The organism is Novosphingobium sp. HR1a, from assembly GCF_015594425.1.
GTDB lineage: Bacteria > Pseudomonadota > Alphaproteobacteria > Sphingomonadales > Sphingomonadaceae > Novosphingobium > Novosphingobium resinovorum_A.
Map to the genome: position 1 here is coordinate 94074 of NZ_JABXWS010000090.1, position 26154 is coordinate 120227.

The following is a 26154-nucleotide window of genomic DNA, read 5'->3' on the forward strand; positions in this document are numbered from 1 at the left end:
TGAGTTGGAGTAATGCTGCAAGTGCGGGCATCCAGCCGCCCATGGATATCCCGGATAGCCCCGAGCCGGTATGGCATATGCTTCACCTGCCCCGCGTGGGGCCGGAAGCGCTGATCGTCATCCTGCAGGGCGCCGACCGATCCGACATGGCCGCATTCGTGCCGGGTTGGCACGAAGCGGTGCCCCGCGCCGCTTTCGCGGCGATCCTGACGGAACGGAAATCTAGCGCCGACGCCGCGCTGATCGCGCTGATCCGGGCGCGGATCGACGAAATGGGGCTGACCTTCGGACAAGTCGTGCTGGTCGGCGCGGGAAGCGCCGGGCACGTCGCGCTCGATCTGGTGCTGCAGGGCCGGGCGCCGGGTGCGGGCGCGATCGTCGTCGATCTTCCCCGTCCCGCCCTGCCGCGGGTGATGCGCGCGGCGCCCGCCTCGCTGCGCTTCGTCCAGCACCGCGACGAGGACGATCCCGAGGGGCGCGCCTTTCACGAGATGATCCGCGTGCTGCGCGACCTCTCCTTCGACATCCGCACTTTCGCGCTGTGGGACGGGCCTGACCCCACGAACGGCGCGCTGAACACTTTCCTGGTCGAGCTCGTGGCCCACGCGAGCCGCTATCCTTCCGCAGCCCGGCACCCCACCCGGCAGGACGACTCCACGGACGCTGCATGAAAAACATCATCAAGCTCGCGCTGCACCGGCCCTATACGGTCGTTGTTCTCGCGATCCTCATCCTGATCTACGGTCTTTCGGCGGTGGTGCGCACCCCGGTCGACATCTTTCCCTCGGTCAACGTGCCGGTGGTCAGCGCGGTCTTCAGCTACAACGGCCTCTCGCCCGACCAGATGTCCGGGCGCATCGTCACGTTCTACGAGCGCGCGCTGACCGGCAGCGTCAACAATATCGAGCATGTCGAATCGCAGTCGCTGCCCGGCTACGGCATCGTGAAGATCTACTTCCAGCCCTCGGTCGACATCAACGCCGCGCTGGCGCAGGTCACCGCGACCTCGCAGACGGTGCTCAAGCAGATGCCCGCCGGCATCACCTCCCCGACCATCCTGAGCTTCGACGCATCGAGCGTGCCGGTGCTGCAGCTGGCGCTGTCGTCCAAGACGCTGCCGGACACGACGCTGTTCGACCAGGCCTCCGCGTTCATCCGCCCGCAGCTCGCCTCGGTCGCGGGGGCGTCGGTGCCGCTGCCCTACGGCGGCAAGGTGCGCCAGGTGCAGGCCGACCTCAATCCGCAGGCGCTGCAGCAGTACGGCCTTTCGGCCAACGACGTCACCGCCGCGCTGGCCAGCCAGAACCTGATCATTCCGGCGGGCACGCAGAAGATCGGCAATCTGGAATACACCATCAACCTGAACGCCTCGCCCGATGCGATGGCCAAGTTCAACGACCTGCCGATCAAGACCGTCAACGGCGCCACCGTCTACATGCGCGACGTCGCCTTCGTGCATGACGGCAACCCGCCGCAGACCAACGTGGTCCACGTCGACGGCGGCAACGCGGTGCTGCTCAGCATCATCAAGTCCGGCGCGACCTCCACGCTCGACGTGATCAACGGCGTCACCGGCCTGCTCCCCGCCATCCGCGATACCCTGCCTGCCGGACTGAACCTGCTGGCCACCGGCGACCAGTCGGTGTTCGTCACCAGCGCGGTGTCGGGCGTGGTGCGCGAAGGCGTGATCGCCGCCGCGCTGACCGGGCTGATGATCCTGATCTTCCTGGGCAACTGGCGCTCGACGCTGATCATCCTCGTCTCGATCCCGCTGTCGATCCTGGCCTCGCTGGGCACGCTGGCGGTGCTGGGGCAGACGATCAACGTGATGACCCTGGGCGGCCTGGCGCTGGCGGTGGGCATCCTCGTCGACGACGCCACGGTGACGATCGAAAACATCAACGCCCATCTCGAAGGCGGCGAGGACGTGCGCGATGCGGTGCTGTACGGCTCAGAACAGATCGTCCAGCCCGCCACCGTCTCGCTGCTGTGCATCTGCATCGCCTTCGTGCCGATGTTTTGGCTGAACGGCGTGTCCGGCAGCCTGTTCCGTCCGCTGGCGGAAGCGGTGGTGTTCGCGCTGATCGCCTCCTACCTGCTGTCGCGCACGCTGGTCCCGGCGATGGCCGACCGCCTGCTCAAGCCGATCCGTCACGGCGAGGCGCCGACCGGCGGCCGGATCTCGCAGACCCTTCAGCGCGCCCAGCGCCGGTTCGAGGCCGGGTTCGAGACGCTGCGCGCCTATTACCTGGGCCTGCTCGAACTCGCGCTCGGTCGCCGCCGTCCGGTGGTGATCGGCTTCATTGGCCTGTCGCTGCTGTCGCTGTGCCTGTACCCGCTGCTGGGACAGGACTTCTTCCCGCAAGTCGACGGCGGCCAGATTCGCATCCACATGCGCGCCCAGACCGGCACCCGGATCGAGGCGACCACGCGCACCGCCGACCAGGTCAGCACCGCCATCCGCGATATCCTGCCACATGGCGAGGTCGCGGGCGTCGTCAGCAACATCGGCCTCAGCGTCAGCGGCATCAACATGGCCTACGACAACGCCGGCACCATCGGCACCGAGGACGCCAGCATCCAGGTCAGCCTGGCGCCGGAGCACGGCGAGACGGCGGACTACGTGAAGACCCTGCGCGAGGAACTGCCGCGCCGCTTCCCCGGCGTCGATTTCGCTTTCCTGCCCGCCGACATGGTCAGCCAGATCCTGAACTTCGGCACACCTGCGCCGATCGACCTCCAGATCGTCGGCAGCGACCTTGCCGCCAATCGCGCTTATGCCACCGCGCTGCTCGCCCGCATCCGCAAGATACCCGGCGTCGCCGACGCCCGTATCCAGCAGGCCTTCCAGCAGCCCGCTCTCAGCGTGTCGCTCGACCGCTCGATGGCAGGCGCGGTGGGGATCAACGCCCGCGACACGGCCAATGCGATGCTTACGACGTTCTCGGGCAGCGGGCAGGTCGCGCCGACTTACTGGCTCGATCCCAAGACCAGCGTGTCCTACCCGGTCGCCGTGCAGATGCCTCAGCGCGACATCACCTCGCTCGACGGGCTGAAGAACATCCCGCTGACGCCCAGCACTGCCTCCGCCGGGCAGACGCCCGAACTGCTGCGCAACCTTGCCGACATCAGCCGCGCACCCAACAACGCGCTGATCTCGCACTACAACGTGCGCCCGGTGATCGACATCTACGCCACCCCACAGGGGCGCGATCTGGGTGCCGTCGCGGCGGACGTGAACAAGATCGTCGCCGATGCCGCCAAGACCCTGCCCAAGGGATCGAGCGTGGCGCTGCGCGGTCAGGTCGCGACGATGACCAGCGCCTATACGCAGCTGTTCGTCGGCCTCGCCTTCGCGATCCTGCTGATCTACCTGCTGATCGTCGTCAACTTCCAGTCCTGGCTCGATCCGCTGGTGATCGTGCTGGGCCTGCCGACGGCGCTGGCGGGCATCGTGTGGATGCTGTTCGCGACCGGCACGACGATGTCGGTGCCCGCGCTCACCGGAGCCATCCTGTGCATGGGCGTCGCGACCGCCAACTCGATCCTGCTGATCGCCTTCGCCCGTGAACGTCTGGATGGCGGTTCCGCGCCGCTGACGGCGGCCATGGAAGCGGGCGCCGCGCGCTTCCGCCCGGTGCTGATGACCGCCAGCGCGATGATCCTGGGCATGATCCCGATGGCGATCGAGCCGGGCCAGAACATGCCGCTGGGCCGCGCGGTGATCGGCGGGCTGCTGTTCGCCACGTGCGCCACGCTCGTCCTCGTTCCCACGCTCTTCGCCATCGTCCACGGCGCAGGCAAGGTCATCAAGCGCGATACTTCGGGCATCGCTCCCGAACCCGCCACCATCTGAGAGCCATCATGTCCACTCCATCCATCACCCCAAAGACGCCCAGCCGCCGCTTCCTCCTGATCGCGGGAGCGACAGGAGCTGCGTTGGCGATCGTGATCGCCGCCTCCGGCCTGATCACCCGCGCCGGTTCGGCAAGCGCCAACGCGCAGTGGTCGGGCAGCAACGCGGTGCCCACCGTGAACCTCGCGAAGCCGCAGGTCGGACAAGCCAGCGCGATCAGCCTGCCGGGGACGATCCAGCCCTTCCAGAAGGCGCAGCTCTATGCGCGGGTGGACGGCTACCTGAAATCGTGGAGCGTCGATATCGGCGCGCCGGTCCACGCCGGGCAGACGCTGGCCGTCGTCGATGCGCCCGACCTCGACCAGCAGCTGGCCGCCGCGCGCGGCGATCTGGCGATGGCCCAGGCGAACTACCGCCTGGCCACGCTGACCGCCACGCGCTGGTCCGACCTGAGCCAGACCGGCGCCGTTGCGCAGCAGGTGGTGGACGAGAAGGCGGGCGACCGCGAGGCCAAGCGCGCGGTCGTCTCCGCGCTTCAGGCCAAAGTGCGCGGGATTGAGGCCCTGTCCGCCTACAAGCGCATCGCCGCGCCGTTCGACGGCATCGTGACCGCGCGCAAGACCGATATCGGCGCGCTCATCACCGCCGGATCGAACGGGCAGGAACTGTTCGAGGTCGCCGACTTGCGCAAGCTGCGCATCTACGTGCAGGTGCCGCAGACGCTGGCGGCCAAGCTCAAGGTCGGGCAGCAGGCGACGTTCACGCTGCCCGAACAACCCGGACAGACGCTGAAAGCCAGCGTGGCGGCGATTTCCCACGCCCTGGACCCGGCGGCGCGCACCATGCTGGTGCAGCTGCAGGCGGCCAATCCCGGCAACGTGGGCGCCGGCGCCTATTGCCAGGTGACCTTCGATGAACCGGCGGCGGCAAGCAACGCCATCCGCATTCCCGCGACCGCGCTGATCGTGCGCAACGCCGGCAGCGCCGTCGCCATCGTCGGCCCCGGCAACAAGGCGGTGATCCGCGACGTCAAGCTGGGCCGCGACTACGGCGATGCCGTCGATGTCGTCGCCGGGCTGTCGCCCTCCGACCGCATCGTCGACACCCCGCCCGAAACGCTGCGCACCGGCGACGCGGTGCGGATCGCCGCTCCCGCCAAGACGAAGGCCGGCGCATGACCGGCCTTGCCCGCAGGCTGCGCTTCGGCCTTACCCTCCTCGCCGCGTCATCGCTGGCGGGCTGCAACCTGGCACCGGCATATCACCCCCCCACCATGCCGGTGCCGGACCATTTCACCCCGCTGCCCGGATGGAGCGAGGCGGCGCCCGCCGATGCCGCGCCGCGCGGGGCATGGTGGGAGGCATTCGGCGATCCTGCGCTCAATGCCTTCGAGGCCCGCCTGACCGCCGACAATCCCGACCTGCAGGCCGCCGTCGCCCGCTACGACCAGGCCAGCGCCTATGCCCGGCAGGCACGCGGCGCGCTTCTTCCTTCGGCAAGCCTGCAGGGCAGCGCCACCCGCAACCGGCAGTCGGCGGACAAGCCCCTGCGCGGCTCGGGACAGCCCGACGTCTACAGCGCCGACCAGGCCAACGGCGTGGTGGGCTACGAACTGGACTTGTGGGGCAAGCTGCGCAACCAGCTCACCAGCCGCAAGGCGATGGCGCAGGCCAGCGACGCGGATCGCGCGGCGGCGCAGCTGAGCCTGCAGGCCCAGCTTGCCGACAGCTATTTCCAGCTGCGCGGTCTCGATGCCCAGACCCGGCTGCTCGACGATACGGTAGCGCTCTATCGCAAGAGCCGCGACCTGACCGCCATTCTCTATCGCGGCAAGCTGGCGGCGCAGATGGACGTGTCGCGGGCGGAAGCGCAGCTGGGCACCGCGCAGGCCGCGCTGACCGAGGTGCACAGCCGCCGCGCGCTGCTGGTGGATGCGATCGCCGTCCTTGTCGGCGCCATGCCGAGCGACTTCGCAGTTACCCCGGCCGATCTTCCGCCGGCACTGCCCACCGTTCCGGAAGGGGTGCCCTCGGAACTGCTGCAACGCCGCCCCGACATCGCCTCGGCCGAACGAGCGATGGCCTCGGCCAATGCCGGGATCGGCGTCGCGCGCGCGGCGTTCTACCCCTCTATCAGCTTCAACGCGCTGGGCGGGTTCCAGAGCGCAGGCAGCGATCCCTTCAAGACCAGCGACATCCTCTGGTCGCTGGGGCCGTCCATCAACCTGCCCATCTTCCAGGGCGGCCGCCTGAAGGCTGACCTGGATGCGGCGCATGCGCGCTTTCGCGAAATGTCCGCGCAGTATCGCGGAACGGTGCTCCGCGCCTTTCGCGAGGTAGAGGACAATCGCGTGCTGCTGTCCGATCTTGCGAAGGAGCGCGTGTTCAACGACACGACCGTTGCCGCCGCGACGCAGACGTCGAATGCGGCGAGCGATCTCTATCGTGCAGGAACCACGAATTATCTGGATGTGGTCACCGCCCAGACTTCCCTGTTTCAGGCGCAGCAGGCCGCCCTCGACGTGCGGACACGCCAGTTCGTCGCCGCGGTGGACCTTGTCCGCGCATTAGGCGGTGGATGGTAGCATGCCGCCGCCTTGTCCGAACCGGAGCGGACGAATCTTATCCCGCCCGTGATCGCGCCGGGCACGGCAGCGTCAGAAGCGGAGGCATCGCACCCGGGAGCCCGCAACCGCGGGCACCGCATGCGCGCGCCGTTCCACCAGCAGGTCGGCGCGGGCGAGCAGCATCTGGGCCGATGCTTCCTGCCGCTCGATGATGGCGACGCCGTCTCCCGCATTGTCTCCTGCCGCGCAAAGGAACTGATCGCGATCGCTTCCGCCCGGCACATCGTGGAGCAGCCGGTTCTCGCTCCACTGCAAAGCCTGATCGAAGCCCGCGCCGGAAAGCGCGCAGATCATGGGCGCCAGAAAGAGGCGGGCAGTGGTCAGCGCGGCGGTCGGATTGCCGGGCAGGCCAAGCACATGAGTCCGGCCGATTTTGCCGTACCACAGCGGCTTGCCGGGCTTCATCGCCACACCGGCAAAGGCCATCCGCAGGCCCAGCGGCATCAGCGCCCTCCGTGCCAGATCCCGGTGGCCGTGCGAGGCGCCGCCCGCGATGACGATAAGGTCCGTCCCGTCCATCGCCGCCATCGCAGCCGCACGCAGGTCCTCGACCCGGTCCATCGATCGCAAGGTGCCGAGCGGTTTCGCACCCCATTGACGCGCCATCAGCAGCAGGGCTTCGCTCAGGCTGTCGGGGATGGTATCGACGTCGGGTGCGGCATTGCCGGGAACGACAAGCTCGTCTCCATTGACCATCACCCGAAGCCGGGGTTGGCGCCACACGGGCAGCTTCGCGATATCGGCAGCGGCGGCGACCACCATGGCGCGGGGACCGATCCGGCTGCCTGCCGGGAGCAGCGCCGTACCTTTCGCAAAATCGGATGCGCGCGGCCTGACATGGGGCTTGCCCGAAGTACGCGGCAGGATCACCTCTTTGCCGTCGAGGCGGGCGTGTTCGCGCATCACCACCCGGTCTGCTCCCAAGGGTATCGGCGCGCCGGTCGAGATGCGCATCGCGGCTCCGGGTCGCAATGGCAACGGCTGGCTTCCCCCGGCCACGCTCTCTCCCTGCAGCACGAAGCGGGTGAAATCCCCGGCAAAGTCCTCGGACCGGACGGCGAAACCGTCCATTGCCGCGCTGTCCCGCCTTGGTGAATCGATCTGCGCGATGGCATCACCGGCCAGCGTCCGGCGACCGGCCTTCGCCAGCGGGACCCATTCGACCCCCAGCGGCGCGCAGCTTTGCCGGACTATCGCCTGCGCGTCATCGAAGGTTGCGGCAGCGTGGCAGGGCAGTTCGGGAGCGGTGGCCATTCGCCTACTCCCCTGCCGCGATGCGCAGGGGCATGGCCACCGCCGAACCGACGGGCACCGTGCCGTCGGCCTGCGCGACGGCCTCTCCGATCAGGATCAGAGTGGGGCGGTCCTCGGCAAAGGCCTGGGCCACCAGCGGCAGCAGGTCCAGCCGGGTGCGCAATTGCTGCTCCTGCGGCAGCGACGCGTCGCAGGTGATCAGGGCAGGCGTGGAGCCCGGCAGACCGGCGGCGATGAGCGCCATGCTCAGTTCCGGTGCCGCTTCCCGGCCCATATAGACGGCCAGCGTGCAGGCGGGATCGGCGAGCGCCGGCCAGTCCAGATCGAGTGCCTGCCCGTTGCGGCTATGGGCCGTGACGAACTGCACCCGGCGGGCTATGCCGCGTAGGGACAGCGACAGCCCGGCCGATGCCGCAACGGCGCTGGCGGCGGTGATGCCCGGACAGATGCGCACCCGCACGCCGACCTTGCGCAAGGCCGTCATCTCTTCGGTCGCACGGGCGAACATGGCCGGGTCGCCGCCCTTGAGCCGCACCACGCGCTTACCGGCAAGCGCGGCTGCGACGAGCATCTCATCGATGCTCTGCTGATCGCGGGAGTGGCGGCCCGAGCGCTTGCCCACGCTGACGCGGTCCGTGCGGGCAGGGATGAGATCGAGCACGCCGGGGCCGACGAGCGCGTCGTGGAAAACGACGTCGGCCGCCGCGATGAGCTTTTCCGCCTTGCGGGTCAAAAGATCCGGGTCGCCCGGCCCGGCGCCGACCAGCCAGACTTCACCGGGGGAGATCAGTTCATTCGGCTGCATCGAGAACCTCCTCGTTGGCCTGTGGCGTATTGGTCTGTGCAAGAATTTTGGCGAGGGCAGGGCGGCACGACCCGCAATTTGTGCCTGCGCCCAGCGCCCTGCCGATGGCGGGAACGTCCACCAGCGCCTGTTCGCGAATGGCGGCGACGATCTGGTTGAGGCCGATGTCGAAGCAGACGCAGACGGTCGCGCCCTTGTCCGGCTGGCTGCCGGGGCCGCGCGCGGCGAGCACGGTGGCGCCTACGTCGCCGACCGCGAGTTGCCCGATCAGCCAGTCGCGCGAAGGCAGCAGGCCGGTGCGGGTGAGGAACAGCACGCCCGCCAGCCTGCCCTCGACGATCACCGCGATGCGGCGCGAGCCTCGGGTGTGGTCGATGGCCTCGATGCGCTCGCCCTTGGGCAGGCAGGCTTCGATGCGCGCGGCATCGCCATTGCCCGCGATCTCGTAGAGCGCGCCGCCCGGCACCGCCACGCGTGTCGCCCACAGGCAGGGCACGCGGGCGGGTTCATCGCCGCGCAGGATGAGGAAGCCCTTCCATTCGGTCTCGACTTTGGCGAGCGCGGCGGGGGTGGACTTGAAGCCGGGCTGGCCGGAGTGCGGATCGACCAGCGGGCGCGGCAGCAGGCCGGTGCGGCCGCCGGTGGAAATCTGGTCGGTCCAGTGGATCGGCGTGAATATCTCGCCCGAACGCTGGCCGTCGCTGAGCAGCACGCGGAAGGTGCTGTTGCCCTGCGGGGTCGAGACGCGGGCGAGATCGCCGTCCTTCAGGTCCAGCGCGAGGGCGTCGGCGGGATGAACCTCGACCAGCGGTTCCTCGCGGTGGCGCGCCAGCTTGGGGGCGAGCCCGGTGCGCGTCATCGTGTGCCACTGGTCGCGGTAGCGTCCGGTGTTGAGCGTCAACGGCCAGTCGGCGAGCGGGGCCTGCAGGTCCATCTGCCCGACCTTGACCATCCGCGCGCGTCCGCTCGGCGTCGGGAAGCGACCGTCGGCGAACGGTGTACCACCCCAGCGGAACGGCTCCATTGCATCATAGGCAAGGTTGCCGATCGCGGCGTGGGCAGCGAGGTTCAGGACGCGCGCGCCATCATTCTGATAGGCCGTGAGGCGCGCATGTTCGCGCCAGATGTCGGCGGGGGTGTCATAGGCGAAGGCGCTCCCCCAGCCCATCCGGCGGCCCACTTCCTTGACGATCCACCAGTCCGGCTTGGCCTCTCCGGGCAGGTCCATGAACGGACGCTGGCGGCTGATGGTGCGCTCCGAATTGGTGACGGTGCCGTCCTTCTCGCCCCATGCGGCGGCGGGGAGGCGCACATGGGCATAGGCGGTGGTGTCCGTGTTCGCGATGACGTCGGAGACGACGACGAAGGGGCATTTCTCCAGCGCCGCACGCACGTTGCCCGCGTCGGGCAGCGAGACGGCGGGGTTGGTCGCCATGACCCACAGCGCCTTGATCCGCCCCTCGCCGATCGCGCGGAACAGGTCCACTGCTTTGAGACCCGGCTTCGTCGCCATCGTCGGCGCGGCCCAGAAGCGGCCGACGCGCGCGACGTTCTCGGCCGCGAAGTCCATGTGCGCAGCCAGCGTCGAGGCGAGCCCGCCGACCTCGCGCCCGCCCATCGCATTGGGCTGCCCGGTGATCGAGAACGGCGCCGCGCCCGGCTGGCCGATCCGCCCCGTCGCAAGATGCAGGTTGATGATCGCGTTGACCTGGTCGGTGCCGCGGATCGACTGGTTGATCCCCTGGCTGAACATCGTGACCGTGCGCGGGTTCGCGGCAAACATCTCGTAGAACTGCAGCAGCAGCGCGGGATCGAGGTCACAGGTCTGCGCCGTGGTCCACACGTCATGGCCGGTCGCAAGGTGCTCCCAGAAACCCTCGGGCGCATCGACGTGGGCAGCCATGAACGCCTTGTCGACCATGCCCTGCTCGGCGAGCCATGCCAGCAGCCCGTTCATCAGCGCCACGTCGCTGCCGGGGCGCAGCGGCAGGTGCAGGTCGGCGCCTTCGCAGGTTTCTGTGCGGCGCGGGTCGATGACGATCAGCTTCGTGCCCCACTCTGCACGCGCCGCCTGGATGCGCTGGTAGACGATCGGATGGCACCATGCCGTGTTCGAACCGACCAGCACGACGAGGTCGGCCTTGTCCAGATCCTCGTAGGTAGCGGGCACCACGTCCTCGCCGAAGGCGCGGGTGTGGCCGGCGACCGCGCTCGACATGCACAGGCGGGAATTGGTGTCGATGTTGGCTGAACCGATGAAGCCCTTCATCAGCTTGTTGGCGACGTAGTAGTCCTCGGTCAGCAACTGGCCGGAGACATAGAACGCCACGCTGTCCGGCCCATGGCGGGCGATGGTGTCGCGAAAGCGCTTGGCGACGAGGTCCAGCGCCTTGTCCCAGCGTACGCGCTTGTCGCCGATCATCGGGTGGAGAAGGCGGCCGGTCAGCCCGACCGTCTCGCCCAGATGCGTACCCTTGGAGCAGAGGCGCCCCGCATTCGCCGGGTGTGCCTCGTCCCCCCGGATCGTCACCTCGCGCGCACCCGTGGGGGTGGCCGAGATGCCGCAGCCGACGCCGCAATAGGCGCAGGTCGTGCGGACCGCCTCGCGCATCAGGCCGCGTCCCTCATCACTTCGGGACGCGCCAGCAGGATGCGACCGTTCTCCTCACGCACGGCAATGGTCGGGGTGCAGCCGCTGTCCGCCCCTTGCGCCTCGCCGCTCGCCAGCGCGATGTTCCAGTTGTGCAGCGGACAGGCGACCGCGTGGCCATGGACGATGCCCTGGCTGAGCGGCCCCTTCTTGTGCGGGCATTCGTTGACGAGCGCGAAGACCTTGTCGTCGCCGGTGCGGAAGACGGCGATCTCCGGCTCCCCCTCGAACCGCACGGTGCGCGCGCCGCGCTGGGGGATGTCGCTCAGGGTTCCGATATCGATCCAGTCGGTCATGGCGTTCACTCCGCTGCTTCGAGAGCAAGAGGTTGGAGGTGCTGGTGCAGGTCGGCGCGATCGCCCGAGGCGCGTTCGGCCCACGGATCGTCCTGGCTGAAGCTCTGCGAATAGAGGAACCGCGCGGCGAGCGCCTTGCGGCCCGCCTCGTCCTCGACCACGCGGGACTTCACGTAGTCGACGCCGACGCGCTCGATCCACGGTGCGGTGCGTTCCAGATAGCGCGCTTCCTCGCGGTAGACCTGGATGAAGGCGGCGCAATATTCGAGCGCTTCCTCCTCGGTCGCGACCTTGCACAGGAAGTCGGTGGCGCGCACCTTGATGCCGCCGTTTCCGCCCACGCTCAGTTCGTAGCCGGAATCCACGCAGACAATCCCGAAGTCCTTGATCGTCGCCTCGGCGCAGTTGCGCGGGCAGCCGGAAACCGCGATCTTGAACTTGTGCGGCATCCAGCTGCCCCAGGTCATCCGCTCGGTCTTGACGCCGAGGCCGGTCGAATCCTGCGTGCCGAAGCGGCACCATTCCGAACCCACGCAGGTCTTCACCGTACGCAGCGACTTGCCGTAGGCATGGCCCGAGACCATCCCGGCAGCGTTGAGATCGGCCCAGACGGCGGGCAAATCCTCCTTCTTGATGCCGAAGATGTCGAGGCGCTGGCCACCGGTCACCTTCACCATCGGCGCATCGTACTTCTCGACCACGTCGGCGATCGCGCGCAACTCGCGCGGGCTGGTGAGGCCGCCCCACATGCGCGGGACCACCGAATACGTGCCGTCCTTCTGGATGTTGGCGTGCATACGCTCGTTGACGAAGCGGCTCTGCTGGTCGTCCACGTATTCGCCGGGCAGCGCGCAGAGCAGGTAGTAGTTGAGCGCCGGGCGGCAGGAAGAACAGCCATCCGGCGTCGCCCAGTGCAGCTTCTGCATCACTTCGGGGATCGAGCGCATGTCCTGCGCCACGATCTCGCGGCGCACGTCGTCGTGAGTGAAGCTGGTGCACTTGCACAAGGTCTTCGGCCCTGCCTCGACCTCTTCGCCCAGCGTCAGCGCCAGCAGGCTCTCGACAAGGCCGGTGCACTGCCCGCAGCTGGCCGAAGCCTTGCAGGTGGCGCGCACGGCGTCGAGGCTGCAGGCACCCGCCTCGATGCAACCGACGACCTGGCCCTTGGAGACGCCGTTGCAGCCGCAGATCTCGGCATCGTCCGAGAGCGCCGCAACGGCCCCCTTAGGGTCCAGCGCGCCTCCTCCCGAGGCGAAGGCCTGGCCGAAGATCAGCAGGTCGCGGACTTCGGAAACGTCCTCGCCCTTCTTCAGCAGGTCGAAGTACCAACCGCCGTCCGCCGTATCGCCGTAGAGTACGGCGCCGACGACCTTGTCGTCCTTCACCACGACGCGCTTGTAGACCCCGCGCGCGGCATCGCGCAGCACGATGTCCTCGCATCCCTCGCCGCCCGAGAAGTCGCCGGCGGAGAACACGTCGAGCCCGGCGACCTTCAGCTTGGTCGAGGTGACCGAGCCGCGATAGCCGGTGTGCCGGTCGGTCAGCCCGTCGGCGAGGCTGCGGCACATGTCCCACAGCGGCGCGACGAGGCCGTAGACGTTGCCGTCATGCTCCACGCATTCGCCGACCGCGAGCACCGAGGGGTCGCTGGTGACCATGTGGTCGTCGACCTTGATGCCGCGCCCGACGTCCAGCCCCGCCTCGCGCGCCAGCGCGGTGGCGGGACGGATGCCCACGGCCATGACGACGAGGCTGGCCGGAATCTCGCGCCCGTCCTTGAGGCGCACGCCCTCGACCTTGCCCTCACCATAGATCTCGGCGGTGTCGGCGCCTGTCAGGATAGTCTGGCCGCGCCCTTCCAGCGCGGACTTGAGCAGCCAGCCCGCGGCCTCGTCCAGCTGGCGCTCCATCAGCGTGGACATGAGGTGGATGACGGTGACCTTCATGCCGCGCAAGGTCAGGCCATGCGCCGCCTCGAGGCCCAGCAGGCCGCCGCCGATGACCACGGCCGAGCCGCCGCCTTGCGCTTTTCCGGCTTCGGCAGCCGCCAGCATCGTATCGACGTCGTTCATGTCGCGGAACGAGATCACGCCGGGCAAATCCTTGCCGGGCACGGGAATGATGAACGGATCGGAGCCGGTCGCGATCAGCAGGCGGTCGTAATGCACCGTGCCGCCCGAGCGCGAGGTGACGGTCTTCGCCGCCCGGTCGATCGCGGTGACGGGATCGGCGGTGATGAGGTCGATGCCGTTCTCGTCATACCACTCGCGGGTATTGATGACGATCTGCCCGAAGGTCTTCTCACCCGCCAGTACCGGCGAAAGCATGATGCGATTGTAGTTTACATGCGGCTCGGCGCCGAAGATCGTCACGCGGTAGCGGTCCGCATCGCGCGCCAGCAGTTCCTCGACCGCGCGGCAGCCCGCCATGCCGTTGCCGACGACGACCAGATGCTCGCGCCTGTCATCACCATTGGCATCGTCACTCGGCACGATCAGCGCGTCGTCATAGTCGGAATTGGGTTCGATCCCGTCCTGAAAGTCCATGTTCGAAACTCCGGCAATGTCATGGGAAAGGGAGTTGAAAACGAGAAAAGGCCGCCATCCAGACCCCCGGTTCGAAACCGGAAGTCAGGATGGCGGCCTTGCCATCATTCGGTGCCTACGTGCCCCGTCAGTGGGACATTTCGGCGATGTAAGAAGGACAACGCTGCCCTTTGCACTGCAACATAAATGGAATCGCCCGAAGGCTCAAGCGATTCCGTAACGAACCTGTCAAATCGCCCAGTCGAACTGGACCCAGACCTTGTCGGTGTCGGTCGCGAGGGTCTTCGCGTCATAGTGGGCATAGCGCAGCGCGATCGCCGTCTTGCGCAGCTTTGCCGAGGCCAGGAGATTGATTTCGTTGCCGTAGTGCTGGTCCAGCCGGTCGCTGTCGAAGCGGTGCCACGTTGCCTGCAGGGTGACGGCGGACAGTGCGCCGATCTGTTTCGCACCGTACCCGCCGCCGAAATAGAGATCGCGTACGCCGTTCGCGGGCGTCGTCAGGAACTTGTCCGCCCAGCCCTGGAACTTGAAGTTGGTGCCCAGCGGCGTCTGGAAGCTGGTCAGCGCCGCGCCCTTGTCGGAGCCAAGCACTTCATAACCGGCATTGGCCTTCCAACCCTTCACGTCGAGCGTCGCGTCGGCCAGCCAGTATTCGGCGCTGTAGTCGCTGGGATTGCGGTGCCAGTCCGACTGGCGCGCGTAACTCGCCTGATAAGTCAGTTTCACCGCCTTGCCGAACGCATGAGTCCCCGCGAAACGGGCACCATATGTCTGGCTGGAGAGGCGAAACGCCTGCACCGCCGCCTCATCCTGATCGACGAGGTAGGCGAACCCGGTCAGCACCCCAAGCGGTGTCTCCCACGAGAGGTTGGCGAGCAGATTGTCCCCGCCCACCGCCTGCTGGCGCGCGGCGTTGCCGTCGATGCCCCAGATCGTGCGCACGCTCCAGGCGTAGGAAACGTCCAGTTTCAGGCCCTTGACCGGGGTGACCTCGGCCCTCACCGCGTCGAAGGTCTGCGCATTGTCGCGGAAGGCGACGTTGCCGACGAAGCGCTCGTCGTCCAGCGCGATCTTCTGGCGCCCGGCGGTCAGCGTCACGCCTTTCGCCTTGTACTGCAACTGCGCGATGTAGAGCGCGATGTTCTGCGGATCGGCCACCAGCGGCCGCGTGGCCGCACCGTTCACGCCATCGTAGTAGTCGTCGGCCACGGCGAGGTTGCCCTGCGCGACCACGGTGGCGCTCAGCGCCCCGCTGGTGGCCTGCGCGCCGCCGCGTACCCGCACGGTCAGCGCATCGGCCTTGGCGGCGATGCCGTCCTGATCGACATGCTCGTAGCGTACCCGCGCCTCGGCGACCGGCTTGACGGTGATGTCCTGGGCCTGCGCCGATCCCGCGCAAGCGACCCCGCCGACGACCAGCACGGCCGCCGCTTTTCTTATGTTTTTCATGGTGAAAGCGTCCCCCTCAGGACGAAAGGAAGTGGGGCGGCGGCGCTGGGGTGCCGCCGCCCCGGTTACCGGCTCAGATGCGCGCGCCGGTGTTCCAGGTCGCGCGCCAGCGGCCCTTGACGCTCGCCACCGAGGCGAGAGCCACGACCGCAAGGCCGGCAAAGATCAGGAAGCCCGGCGCGAAGCTGCCGGTGAACTGCTTGGCAAGGCCGAGCGAGCTGGCGAGGTAGAACCCGCCGACACCGCCCGCCATGCCGACGAGGCCGGTCATCACGCCGATCTCGGCCTGGAAACGCTGCGGGACCAGCTGGAACACCGACCCGTTGCCGGTGCCGAGCGCCAGCATCGCCACCACGAACAGCCCGAGCGCCGCGATCAGGCTCGGCGCCTGCGACACGCCGACAAGCGCGATGGCCGCGACCGCATAGACCATCATCAGCGCCTTCACGCCGCCGATCTTGTCGGCCAGCGCGCCGCCCATCGGACGGACCAGCGATCCGGCGAAGACGCAGCCCGCCGTGCAATATCCGGCGACGACGGTGCTGAGGCCGAACTGGTCGGTGAAGTAGATCGGCAGCGACGCGGCAAGCCCCACGAAACCACCGAAAGTCACCGCGTAGAACGCCATCAGCCACCATGCGTCCGCCTGCTTGAGCAGCGCCGCATAGTCCACCAGCTTGCGCGGCGCTGGCTGGTTCGGTGCGTCCTTCGCCAGCGCGAGATAGATGCATAGCACCACGGTCAGCGGGATGCAGGCAAGGCCCAGCACCGCGTTCCAGCCGAACATCTTGGCCAGCGTCGGCGCGAAGAGCGCGGCGAAGACGGTGCCCGAATTGCCCATGCCCGCCAGGCCCATCGCCTTGCCCTGATGCTCGGCCGGATACCAGCGGCTGGCGAGCGGCAGTGCGATCGCGAAGCTCGCTCCCGCAAAGCCCAGGATCACGCCCAGTGCCAGCGTCCCGCCGAAGCTGGTGACGCCCATCGACCAGGCGAAGAACAGCCCGGTGATGACGATGACCTGATTGATCGCGCCCGAGCGCTTCGGCCCGATGCGATCGACCAGCAGCCCGTTGACGACGCGCAGGAGAGCGCCCGCCAGCGTGGGAAGCGCCACCATCAGGCCCTTCTGCGCGGGCGTGAGCCCGAGAGTCTTCGAAATCTCCGGCGCCAGCGGGCCGAGCAGGACCCAGACCATGAAGGCGAGGTCGAAATAGAGGAAAGCTGCGATCAGAGTCGGCGTGTGGCCGGCCTTCCAGAAGCCGACGGCGGGCTTCTGCGCGGGCGCAAGCACGTCATTGTCTTCGTCAGGTCGGAAGAATGCGGTTGCCATGGTACGTCCCCCATAAATCATGAAAGCGGACACGAAAAAAGCCGCAGGCCGGACGTCACCCTTGCGGTGAGCCCGGTCAGCGGCTTTGCTGCGAATTTCGGTGAGGATGGCGTCCCGTCTTTGGGACAGCCTATCCGGTGTGGTCGCGCTTCATCGCGAGACGCCTATATAGTCACGCGATTTCGCAGATCTGGCAAGACGTAAAATTGCACGCGTTTTCAGCGTCATCGCATTTTCAATGCTGCCCAAAAATCCTAACGGGCAAAACCGGCGAGGTAGTCCTCGATCCGTTCAGGATCGAACACGCGGCCGTCGAAGAACCGGTCAGGCCCCAGCAGCAGGTCGCCCTTGCGCGAACCCACGCCGAGCGGCGCATCCACCGCCCCTTCCAGCTTCATGCTCGCTCCCGGCATCGGCAGGTCGCTGCCCGCAAGCGCACGGCGGTAGATGTCGGGACGGAACACCGCCGCCGCCTGCGCCTCGGTTTCGGCGGAAGGCTCCACCATGTTCCAGCGCACCAGTTGCGAATAGATCCACAGCGCCTGGCTGCGCCATGGGAACGGCGTCGCCTCGCGGGAGAACAGCACGAAGTCGGGGCAGGACACCGCCGCATCGCCCGCCCTGGGGACGATCGTGCCGCTCAGCGTGCGTAGGATCAGGTCGGAGGGCTGCCCGACATATCGCGGGTCGGCGAGAATGTCGGCCAGTATCTCGCGGTTGTCCGGCTCGTCGCACCAGACGGCGGCGCGGGCGAGCGCGCGCAGCAGGCGGTCGGTGATCTCGGGGTTCTCCTCGAGCCATGGTTCGCGGAAGGCCAGCACTTTCTCCACCCCGCGCTGCCAGATGCGCTGACCGATCGCCACCGCCTCCGCGCGTCCGGACTCGATCGCGGCGCTGCCCCAGGGCTCGCCCGCGATGAAACCGTCGATCTCGCCGGCATGGATCGCCTCGACCGTCAGCGAGGGAGGCAGCACGCGCAGCACCACGTCGCGGTCGGGATCGATGCCCGCGCTGGCCAGCCAGTAGCGGAGCATCAGCGCATGACTGGAAAAGCGGTGGACGACGCCGATGATCGGCTTGCGCCGCCACAGCCCGATTGCAGCGGCGAAGTCGTGCGCGGTGCCCAGCGGGTCGGCCAGCCGCGCGGCGGGATCGGGCGCAAGGGCGGCGGCGAAGTCCTTCGCCATGACCAGCATGTTGCCGTTGACGCCCAGCTTGAACGGCGCGGCCAGTGCGGCGGGCTGCTGGCTCAGGCCCAGCGTCACCGCCACCGCCAGCGGCGCCAGCATGTGCGCGGCCTGCACCTGTCCGTAGACCAGCCGGTCGCGCAAGGTCGCCCAGCTCGTCGTGCGCACGAGGTCGAGCGCAAGGCCCTCCTCCTCGGCAAAGCCGCGTTCGCGGGCGGCGGCGAGCACCGCGACGTCGTTGAGCGGCAGGAAGGCGATGCGAAGATTCGTCGTCATTATACCCCTCCCAGCAGGTCGCTGGCGGTAATCAGCGCCTGCGCGACCTCGGCGATCTTCTTGCCCTGGTTCATCGCGGTGGAGCGCAGGAGCGCATAGGCGTCCTGTTCGGACAAGGCGCGCTGGTTCATCAGGATCGACTTGGCGCGGTCGATCACCTTGCGGTCGGCAAGCGCGGTGCGCGCCTCCTCAAGCTCGGTCTGCATGCGCGAGAAAGCGTTGAAACGCCGGACCGCCAGTTCCAGCACCGGCTTCACCCGCTCCTTGCGCAAGCCATCGACGACATAGGCGGAGACGCCCGCGTCGATGGCGGCACCGATCATCGCCTCGTCCGACTGGTCGACGAACATCGCGATCGGCCGGGCCAGCGCCCGGCTTACGGTGAGCATTTCCTCCAGCGTATCGCGGCTGGGGCTGCCGAGGTCCATGAGCACGACGTCGGGCGCCATGCGCTCCAGCCGCGCCACGAAAGCGCCGCGCGGGGGAACGATATGGATGTCGTCATATCCCGCGTCGCGCAGCCCCTCCTCGAGCACGGTCGCGCGCAGCCCGCTGTCGTCGATGATGACAATGCGCATAAGTGCCCCTTCGCTCGCTATCTGCAGCAGATTTTCATGGGACGTCAACGGCAGGCCGAGAGATATGAGGCGCTTTGAAGGCCATCGGCAGCATGACCGGAGCGTCCGAGTGACAGGCCGCATCTTCCCGTTCCGCTTCGGGCAGCCAACGACGCCCTGCACGAGAACCGCTTACAGGCGGAGATCGTCATTTTCCTGTCATGTTTTCCGAGGAACAGGCGCAAGGAGAAAAGCGCCGTGCATGTTCTAGTCGTAGAAGACGACCCCCTCATCGCAGATCATATCGTTTCCGGGCTGAAGCTGGGCGGCCACACCGCCAGGCTGGCCGTAACCGGCGCGGATGCGGCCAGGGCGATCGCCGATGGCGTCTATGACGCGGTGGTGCTCGATCGCATGCTGCCCGATATAAACGGCCTTTCGGTGATCGATCAGGTCCGCGCGAAGGGAGGTGCGATGCCGATCCTCATGCTGAGTGCGTTGGGGTCGGTCAAGAATCGCATCGAGGGGCTGCAGGCCGGGGCGGACGACTACCTTGCCAAGCCGTTCAGCATGGACGAACTGGATGCCCGCCTTCAGGCGATCGTCCGCCGCGGCACCCCGCAAGCGGGGAAGGCGATCCTGCAGATCGGGGCACTGAAGCTGGACGTCGCCAGCCACAGCGTAGCCTACGGTGCAAGTTCGATGATCCTGAACCGCAAGCAATATTCCCTGCTGGCCCACCTCATGCACAACGCGGATCGCATCGTCACGCGCACCATGCTGCTGGAGGCAGTGTGGTCCTATTCGTTTTCGACCACGACCAACATCGTGGAAAGCAACATGAGCCGGTTGCGCACGGCCCTGCAGGAAATCGGCTGCGATCCTATCGATACGCAGCGCGGTGCAGGCTATGTGCTACGCACTGAGCGCTGCACGTGAACTCGATCATGCGTGGACCGGCGACGCTGGGTCGACTGGCGATCCAGGTCGGTCTCGCCTTTGCGCTGGCGATGATCGTCACCGGCATCGTCGGGTTCAGCCTTGCCGACAATTCAGTATCGAACCGGATCGACGAATCGCTGCTATACCATACCCGCAAGTACGTCTCGAACCTCAGGGGCAATCCCGCGCAGGAAGCAATTCTGAAGGCCAAGATCCTCGAATGGAGCCAGCGCAAGGTCTTCAGCGAGCGCACGTATGTCCTGTTCGACCGCAACGGGCGCCGTCTGGCGGGAAGGCTGGACATCGTGCCGCCGCCATCGGGCTTCTCCGAGGTGCAATATACGGCGGGCGGGCATCACAAGGAGGCGGGCAGGGCACTGGCGACGCGGCTCGATGCCGGAGGCCTGTTCGTGGTCGTCCAGCATCTGGAGGCGGTCAGGGGGCTGCATGCGATCCTGCCCATGGCGGTCGTCGCGATTTCGCTGGTGGCGCTGGTGCTCGGCGTCTCGGCGACATTGCTGGTCGCGCGGCTGACGGCCCGGCGGCTTTCGGAAACGCAGGATACCGCCGCCGCCATCGCCGCGGGCGACTTGTCCCGCCGCATTCCGATGGAGCGGCTTGACGGCATGTTCGCGGTGCAGGCGCAAAGTCTCAACCAGATGCTGGATCACATGGCGGAGCTGGTCCGCGCGCAGCAGTTGTTTTCCAGCAATCTGGCGCATGACCTGCGCACACCCCTGATGCGCCTGCGCAGCCTCCTCGAAAAGGCATCGCGCGACGACCAATCGGCCTTCCCCTCTCTGCTGGACAGGGCGGAACGTGAGTGCGGCTCCATCATCAATATCTTCGACGCGCTGCTGCGCCTGGCCGAGATCGAGACCGGGCAGCATCCCACGGTCATGGGAAGAATCGCGCTGCGCCCGCTGATCAGGGACATTGCGGATACGATGGAGCCGGTGATCACCGATCGCGGCGGATCGCTTCGGGTGGAGAGCCTGGAGGAGGTCGCCATCGACGGCGATCCGGACCTTCTGAATCAGTTGCTGGTGAACCTGCTTGAGAATGCGGCCACGCACACTCCCACGGGAACCAACGTCACGATCTCGCTCGAAAGCGTCGGGGACGGCGCGACGATCACGGTGCGCGACGACGGCCCCGGCTTGCCAGAAGACGAATTCGCGCGCGTTACGCAGCCGTTCGAGCGCGGCCTCGCGGTTTCCCCGTCCAAGGGCAGCGGACTGGGTCTGGCGATCGCGAGCGCCATCGCTCGCTTTCACAAAGGCAGCCTCGACCTGGCGGACGCGATGCCGGGGCTGGAAGTGCGGGTGAGAATTCCCGGCGAGGCCTTGCCGCAAGCGATCTGACTCGGCCTCCGGCAAGCCGCGAAAAATTATAATTGTGCAACATTGCATCGGTGCAAGGTTGGCGGCGGTCACTACCCTGAACTGTCACGCGTGGCCTCTAGCGGCACGGCCACAAGATCACACCACTCAGGGAATGCACTCATGAAAGCCCGGAATTTGTGCCTGCGCGCTGGCCGCCTTACATCCATTGCCGCTCTCGCCATCGCCCTTTCCACCCAGGCTGCCTGGGCCGACGAGGCGCCTGCGGCAGATGGCGGCGACGGCATCGCCGAGGGTTCCGCCATTCTGGTGACCGCGACCAAGGCAAACGAGATCGCGCCTGTCACCGCGTCGCTCAAGCAGACGCAGCCCGCCTCGATCGTGTCGCGCTCGTTCATCGAGGATTCGCTTCCCGCCAGCGTCGATTTCAACCAGATCGCGCTGATCTCGCCTTCGGTGAGCAACAGCGGCGGCACCAACGGCGTCGGCCTCAACGAGTCCAAGTCGCGCATGCGCGGCTTTAAGGATGGTGAATTCAACATCACCTACGATGGCGTGCCGTTCGGCGATACCAACGATCCCAGCCATCACTCCAACACGTTCTTCCCGTCCAACACCGTCGAGACCCTGGTGGTCGATCGCGGTCCCGGCAACGCCAGCCAGCTTGGCATCGCCACGTTCGGCGGCAACATGAACATGTTCTCGCGCGAGACGCGTGCCGATCCCGGCGTGGAAATGAAGGGCAGTTACGGCACTTTCAACACCTACCTCCTGCGCGGGCTCATCCAGACCGGCGCGATCGAAAAGCTCGGCGGCACCGAAGCGGTGTTCTCGGGCCAGTACACCAAGACCGACGGTGCGCTGACCTATAGCGGCTACAACCAGAAGAACCTCTTCGGCAAAGTCGTGATCCCGGTCGGCCCTGACGTGAAGCTGACGCTGCTCTCGACCTACAACAAGAACCACTTCAACCAGCCGGACAGCGATGGCTCGACGCTGGATCAGGTGCGCCTGTACGGACGCAATTACAGCCTGAACAACGATCCGAACAGCCAGAGCTACTGGAAGTACAACTCGACCTCGAAAACGACCGACTTCGAAATCGTCAAGCTCGACGCGAATTTCGCGCCGAACTCCACGTTCACGAATACGGCCTATACCTATTCCTACGATAACGAGACGCTGTCGGGCAACACCGCGACGAACCTCGTCGGCGTGCCGAACAGCCAGTTGAACGTCGCCAACCAAGTCGTCCTGACGCCGGGCGGCGCCAAGGTCGCCGGTATTCCCGGCTACACCAAGACCAACAAGTACCGCGTCTGGGGCGATATCGCCAAGATCAGGTACGACTTCGGCTTCGGTGCGCTGACCGCAGGCCTGTGGCTGGAGCATAACGATACGTACCGCCAGCAGACCGACGTGGATCTCGTCACCGGCGGCTACAACTATATCGAGAAGTCGGTCACCAACCCGGTCACTGGCGCAAAGACACCGCAGTACGTCAAGTTCGACCAGAACTCCTCCGGCGATCAGGCTGAGGAATTCGCGGAACTGGAACTGCGCCCGCTGCCCGGCCTGACGATCACCCCCGGGTTCAAGCATGTCGATTTCACGCGCAAGATCGACGCGCTCTACAACCAGAAGACCCGCTATGCGCAGCGCCTGAGTCAGACGAACAGCAAGAACCTGACGTACGCGACGATCAATTATTCGGTGCTGTCGAACCTGTCGGTCTATGGCCAGTATGCTCAGGGCTTCCTCGCCCCCGGCCTGAGCACGCTCTACATCGCGCGCCCCGACCTTTCGAACCTGCAGCCGCAGACTTCGACCAATTACCAGGCCGGCTTCGTCTATCACGGTTCGCGCCTGAGCCTCGATTTCGATGGTTACTACATCGACTTCAACAACAAGATCGGCAGCCGCACCGTATCCGACGGCACCGGCGGAACGACCTCGGCGTTCTACAATCAGGGCGGCGTGATCTACAAGGGCCTCGAAGGGCAGGCGACGCTGGTGATCGGCCACGGACTTGCCGTGTTCGCAAACGGCTCGCTCAATTCCGCGCAAGAGAAGACCACGCACATCCAGGTTGCCAATGCGCCCAAGGGAACGGCGGCAGCCGGCGCCATCTTCAAGTCCGGCCCGATCCGCTTCTCGATCATCGACAAGTGGACCGGCGTTCAGTACGCGATCGATGAATCGAGCATCGGCGGCGGGCTCAACAAGGTGAACCGGCAGGTTCGCATCGCGCCGTACAACACCACCATTCTTTCCGCGAGCTACGACTGGCGCAACCTGCGCTTCGGCGTGACGGTGACCGACCTATTCGACTCCACCAAGTACACCGACATCGGCCTCTCGGGGACTGGCCCTACGTCCACGAGCCTGAACACCTCGCAGGATCAGGTCTACTTCCAGCCCGGCCGCCAGATCATGGGCGACATCACGGTGCGCTTCTGATGCGCAAGGCAATGCTTCTCACCCTGGCTGCGATCGCTCTGGTCGCGGCCAAGGAAGGGCCGCAGCAGCCCTTGCTGCTGACGCCCGGGGATGTCGATCCTTCGCTGCTGCTGCCGCCGCCTCCGGCGAAGGACAGTGCACAGGGCCGCTCAGAGCTGGAGCAACTCCACCGCGTCGATCAGACCCGGACCACCGCCGATGCCGACAATGCCACCGCCCTGGGCAAGATCAAGGACGTCAGCGTCTTCGCCGCCGCGATGGGGCCGGGCTTTGCCCTCGACCGGCTTCCTGCAACCCGCGCACTGTTCGCGGCGGTGCGCGTGGAGGAAAAGGCTGCGGTGACCCGGGGCAAGGCGCATTTTCAACGCGACCGTCCCTGGGTTTCCGATGCCACCTTGCACCCTTGCGGCGATCCGGAAAACCCGGACTACAGCTATCCCAGCGGGCATGCCACGATGGCGTTTTCGATGGCTTCGATCCTTGCTCGGCTGGCACCCGCCAAGGCTCCCGCGATCATGGCCCGCGCTGCGGACTATGCCGAAGCCCGTGTGGTCTGCGAGCGCCACTTCCCTTCGGACATCATCGCCGGCCAGTCCTACGGCATGATCATCGGCGAGCGTCTGATGGAAACGCCTGAATTTCGGGCACGCTTCGACGAGGCGGCGAAGGAGCTTAAGGCCGCAGGATTCTGAATCCCCACACGATAGGCCCGGATGAAGACCGGAAGCCGTGGCGCAAGTGCAAGCCCGGCTTCCGGGATCGCTCGCAAGGTGCTATTGACGTATACGTGAACCAGGCAATTCCCCATCGCTTTCCGATCGGCATCGATCCGGACGACATCGACTTCATGGGTCATGTCAACAATGCCAGCTACCTGAAATGGGTGCAGGCGGCGGTGACCGATCACTGGCGCGCGCTTGCCCCGGCGGACGCGATCGCCGGCCACCTGTGGGTCGCGATCAAGCATGAGATCACCTATCGCAAGCCCGCCTTCCTCGAAGACGACGTCATCGCGACGGTGCTTCTGGAAAAAGTGCAGGGCGCCCGCGCATTCTACGAGACCGTGATCCGTCGCGGCGAGGAAGTGCTGGCGGAAGTCCGCTCGAGCTGGTGCTGCCTCGATGCCTCCACGATGCGCCCGGCGCGTCTGGCCCGCGACGTCATCCAGCGCTTCTTCTCCGTCGACGACACCGAATAGACCAAGGCTTCCCGTCTGTTTCGGGGCGTGTGCTCTCAATCCAGATTGTCGTAGAGCCGCCCCAGCAGATCCAGCATCTTCGAAAAGTCCGTGGCAGAGAACCCCCGGATGATCTGCTCGTAGAGCGGCGCGGTCACCTCGCGCGCTTCGCCCAGTTTCACGCGCCCCTCGGCCGTCATGCGGATCTCGGTCACGCGGCCGTCCGATTCGCTGGGCGCCGTCTCGATCAGCCCCGCCTTGGTCATGCGCTCCACGATGCGCATCATGGTGGAGAGGTTGATGACCGCCGACTTCGCCACCTGCCCGATCGCCAGCGGCTCGTGCTCGCCGAGAATCATCAGCACGCGCCACGTCGGAATGTCGATCCCGATCCCGCGCAGGCCCGACTCGATGACCACGTTGTACCGGCTCGCGGCCCGGTTCAGCAGATAGAACGGGTAGGCGTCGAGGCGGAAATCCTCCGATCCAGGGTTACCGAAAGGGCGCAAATCCTCGCTCATCCTAGGCTCCAAGGGCGATAAGCGCCCGGCATGACATTTTAGTTGCATATGCAACTTAATCCGATACTCTTCGCCGTAATGGTCCAACAGGAGGCCCAAGTCCATGACAGACGTTCTCGCTTCTCTCGCCCATGCGCTGACGGCCGGTGACATCACCGTCGTCGATCTGACCCAGACCCTCTCCGAAGACACCCCGCTGCTGGTGCTGCCCGAACCGTTCGGCCAGACCGCTGCCTTCTCGCGCGAGGAAATCTCGCGCTACGACGAGCGCGGCGTCGCATGGCACTGGAACAACTTCACGGTGGGCGAGCACACCGGCACGCACTTCGACGCGCCGGTCCACTGGGTCTCGGGCAAGGACCTGCCGGACAACACCATCGACAAGGTGCCGCCGCAGAAGCTGGTCGCGCCCGCCGTGGTACTCGATTTCTCGGCCGAATGCGCCGCGAACCCGGACTTCCTCCTGACGGCCGAGCACATCAAGGTCTGGGAAGCCGAGCACGGCGCCATTCCCGCCGGCGCCTGGGTGCTGTTCCGCACCGACTGGTCGAAGCTGGACGTCGACGCCTACACCAACCGCAAGGAAGACGGCGCCCACACCCCGGGGCCAGACGCCTCCGCGATCCAGTACATCCTCGACCGTGACGCGCTGGGCTTCGGCGTCGAGACGATCGGCACCGATGCAGGCCAGGCGCATCTGCTTGAGCCGATGTACCCGGCGCACACGCTGCTCCACGGCGCGGGCAAGTACGGCCTGCAGTGCCTTGAAAACCTCGACAGGCTGCCCGCCACCGGCGCGATCGTGATCGCCTCGCCGCTCAAGATCCTGGGCGGTTCGGGCAGCCCGCTGCGCGTCCTCGCGCTCGTTTCGGAGTAAGG

The 26154-nt window shown here is 66.7% G+C and carries 20 protein-coding genes; 10 read left to right on the forward strand and 10 right to left on the reverse strand.

What is annotated here, in order from left to right; translation table 11 throughout:
• Window positions 1-41: 41 nt before the first annotated feature.
• Genes HWN72_RS23525 through HWN72_RS23540 form a run of 4 tightly spaced genes read left to right on the forward strand, consistent with a single transcriptional unit; the run spans window position 42 to window position 6440 of the window.
• Window positions 42-671 (forward strand): hypothetical protein, encoded by a 630-nt coding sequence (locus HWN72_RS23525; protein ID WP_211151549.1) that lies wholly within the window; start codon window positions 42-44, stop codon window positions 669-671.
• A complete protein-coding gene (locus HWN72_RS23530; RefSeq protein WP_008829792.1) occupies window positions 668-3856 on the forward strand; it encodes an efflux RND transporter permease subunit in 3189 nt (1062 codons plus the stop codon). The genes HWN72_RS23525 and HWN72_RS23530 overlap by 4 nt, the downstream gene beginning before the upstream one ends.
• An 8-nt stretch (window positions 3857-3864) precedes the next feature.
• A complete protein-coding gene (locus HWN72_RS23535; RefSeq protein ID WP_037519115.1) occupies window positions 3865-5034 on the forward strand; it encodes an efflux RND transporter periplasmic adaptor subunit in 1170 nt (389 codons plus the stop codon).
• Window positions 5031-6440 carry an efflux transporter outer membrane subunit gene (locus HWN72_RS23540; protein ID WP_008829794.1) on the forward strand — a complete coding sequence of 470 codons (1410 nt, stop codon included), beginning with the start codon at window positions 5031-5033 and terminating at the stop codon, window positions 6438-6440. The genes HWN72_RS23535 and HWN72_RS23540 overlap by 4 nt, the downstream gene beginning before the upstream one ends.
• A gap of 72 nt (window positions 6441-6512) precedes the next feature.
• On the opposite strand, the gene HWN72_RS23545 is transcribed toward HWN72_RS23540, so the two are convergent.
• The 9 genes from HWN72_RS23545 to HWN72_RS23585 form a co-directional block, all read right to left on the reverse strand.
• Window positions 6513-7736 carry a molybdopterin molybdotransferase MoeA gene (locus HWN72_RS23545; protein WP_211151550.1) on the reverse strand — a complete coding sequence of 408 codons (1224 nt, stop codon included), beginning with the start codon at window positions 7734-7736 and terminating at the stop codon, window positions 6513-6515.
• A gap of 4 nt (window positions 7737-7740) precedes the next feature.
• The gene (cobA, locus tag HWN72_RS23550) at window positions 7741-8541 is read right to left on the reverse strand and encodes a uroporphyrinogen-III C-methyltransferase (protein ID WP_008830581.1); all 801 of its coding nucleotides are present in this window, start codon (window positions 8539-8541) and stop codon (window positions 7741-7743) included.
• Window positions 8528-11152, reverse strand: a complete 2625-nt coding sequence (locus tag HWN72_RS23555; RefSeq protein ID WP_008830580.1) for a nitrate reductase — start codon at window positions 11150-11152, stop codon at window positions 8528-8530. Before HWN72_RS23555 ends, cobA begins: the two co-directional genes overlap by 14 nt.
• Window positions 11152-11487, reverse strand: coding sequence for a nitrite reductase small subunit NirD (nirD, locus tag HWN72_RS23560; protein WP_008830579.1), 336 nt, complete (start codon window positions 11485-11487; stop codon window positions 11152-11154). The genes HWN72_RS23555 and nirD overlap by 1 nt, the downstream gene beginning before the upstream one ends.
• Window positions 11488-11492: 5 nt before the next feature.
• Complete coding sequence (gene nirB, locus HWN72_RS23565) at window positions 11493-14033, reverse strand: nitrite reductase large subunit NirB (protein ID WP_008830578.1); 2541 nt, start codon at window positions 14031-14033, stop codon at window positions 11493-11495.
• A gap of 228 nt (window positions 14034-14261) precedes the next feature.
• Window positions 14262-15482 carry a hypothetical protein gene (locus HWN72_RS23570; protein WP_211151551.1) on the reverse strand — a complete coding sequence of 407 codons (1221 nt, stop codon included), beginning with the start codon at window positions 15480-15482 and terminating at the stop codon, window positions 14262-14264.
• 73 nt (window positions 15483-15555) lie between these two features.
• Window positions 15556-16812, reverse strand: a complete 1257-nt coding sequence (locus tag HWN72_RS23575; RefSeq protein WP_211151552.1) for a NarK/NasA family nitrate transporter — start codon at window positions 16810-16812, stop codon at window positions 15556-15558.
• A gap of 254 nt (window positions 16813-17066) precedes the next feature.
• Window positions 17067-18275, reverse strand: coding sequence for an ABC transporter substrate-binding protein (locus HWN72_RS23580; RefSeq protein ID WP_036525173.1), 1209 nt, complete (start codon window positions 18273-18275; stop codon window positions 17067-17069).
• Window positions 18275-18853, reverse strand: coding sequence for an ANTAR domain-containing response regulator (locus HWN72_RS23585; RefSeq protein ID WP_008828468.1), 579 nt, complete (start codon window positions 18851-18853; stop codon window positions 18275-18277). The genes HWN72_RS23580 and HWN72_RS23585 overlap by 1 nt, the downstream gene beginning before the upstream one ends.
• A 237-nt stretch (window positions 18854-19090) precedes the next feature.
• Between HWN72_RS23585 and HWN72_RS23590 the strand changes: the two genes are divergently transcribed.
• The 5 genes from HWN72_RS23590 to HWN72_RS23610 all read left to right on the forward strand — a co-directional run bounded on the left by HWN72_RS23590 (window position 19091) and on the right by HWN72_RS23610 (window position 24775).
• The gene (locus HWN72_RS23590; RefSeq protein ID WP_211151553.1) at window positions 19091-19771 is read left to right on the forward strand and encodes a response regulator transcription factor; all 681 of its coding nucleotides are present in this window, start codon (window positions 19091-19093) and stop codon (window positions 19769-19771) included.
• Complete coding sequence (locus HWN72_RS23595) at window positions 19768-21138, forward strand: HAMP domain-containing sensor histidine kinase (RefSeq protein ID WP_211151554.1); 1371 nt, start codon at window positions 19768-19770, stop codon at window positions 21136-21138. The genes HWN72_RS23590 and HWN72_RS23595 overlap by 4 nt, the downstream gene beginning before the upstream one ends.
• Window positions 21139-21279: 141 nt before the next feature.
• Window positions 21280-23577 carry a TonB-dependent receptor gene (locus HWN72_RS23600; protein WP_008828465.1) on the forward strand — a complete coding sequence of 766 codons (2298 nt, stop codon included), beginning with the start codon at window positions 21280-21282 and terminating at the stop codon, window positions 23575-23577.
• A complete protein-coding gene (locus HWN72_RS23605; RefSeq protein ID WP_211151555.1) occupies window positions 23577-24269 on the forward strand; it encodes a phosphatase PAP2 family protein in 693 nt (230 codons plus the stop codon). The genes HWN72_RS23600 and HWN72_RS23605 overlap by 1 nt, the downstream gene beginning before the upstream one ends.
• A 95-nt stretch (window positions 24270-24364) precedes the next feature.
• Window positions 24365-24775: a thioesterase family protein gene (locus HWN72_RS23610; RefSeq protein WP_036525169.1), complete on the forward strand. Its 411-nt coding sequence runs from the start codon at window positions 24365-24367 to the stop codon at window positions 24773-24775.
• Window positions 24776-24810: 35 nt separating this feature from the next.
• On the opposite strand, the gene HWN72_RS23615 is transcribed toward HWN72_RS23610, so the two are convergent.
• Window positions 24811-25275, reverse strand: coding sequence for a MarR family winged helix-turn-helix transcriptional regulator (locus HWN72_RS23615; RefSeq protein WP_008828462.1), 465 nt, complete (start codon window positions 25273-25275; stop codon window positions 24811-24813).
• 103 nt (window positions 25276-25378) lie between these two features.
• Between HWN72_RS23615 and HWN72_RS23620 the strand changes: the two genes are divergently transcribed.
• A complete protein-coding gene (locus tag HWN72_RS23620) occupies window positions 25379-26152 on the forward strand; it encodes a cyclase family protein (protein WP_036525167.1) in 774 nt (257 codons plus the stop codon).
• Window positions 26153-26154 lie beyond the last annotated feature (2 nt).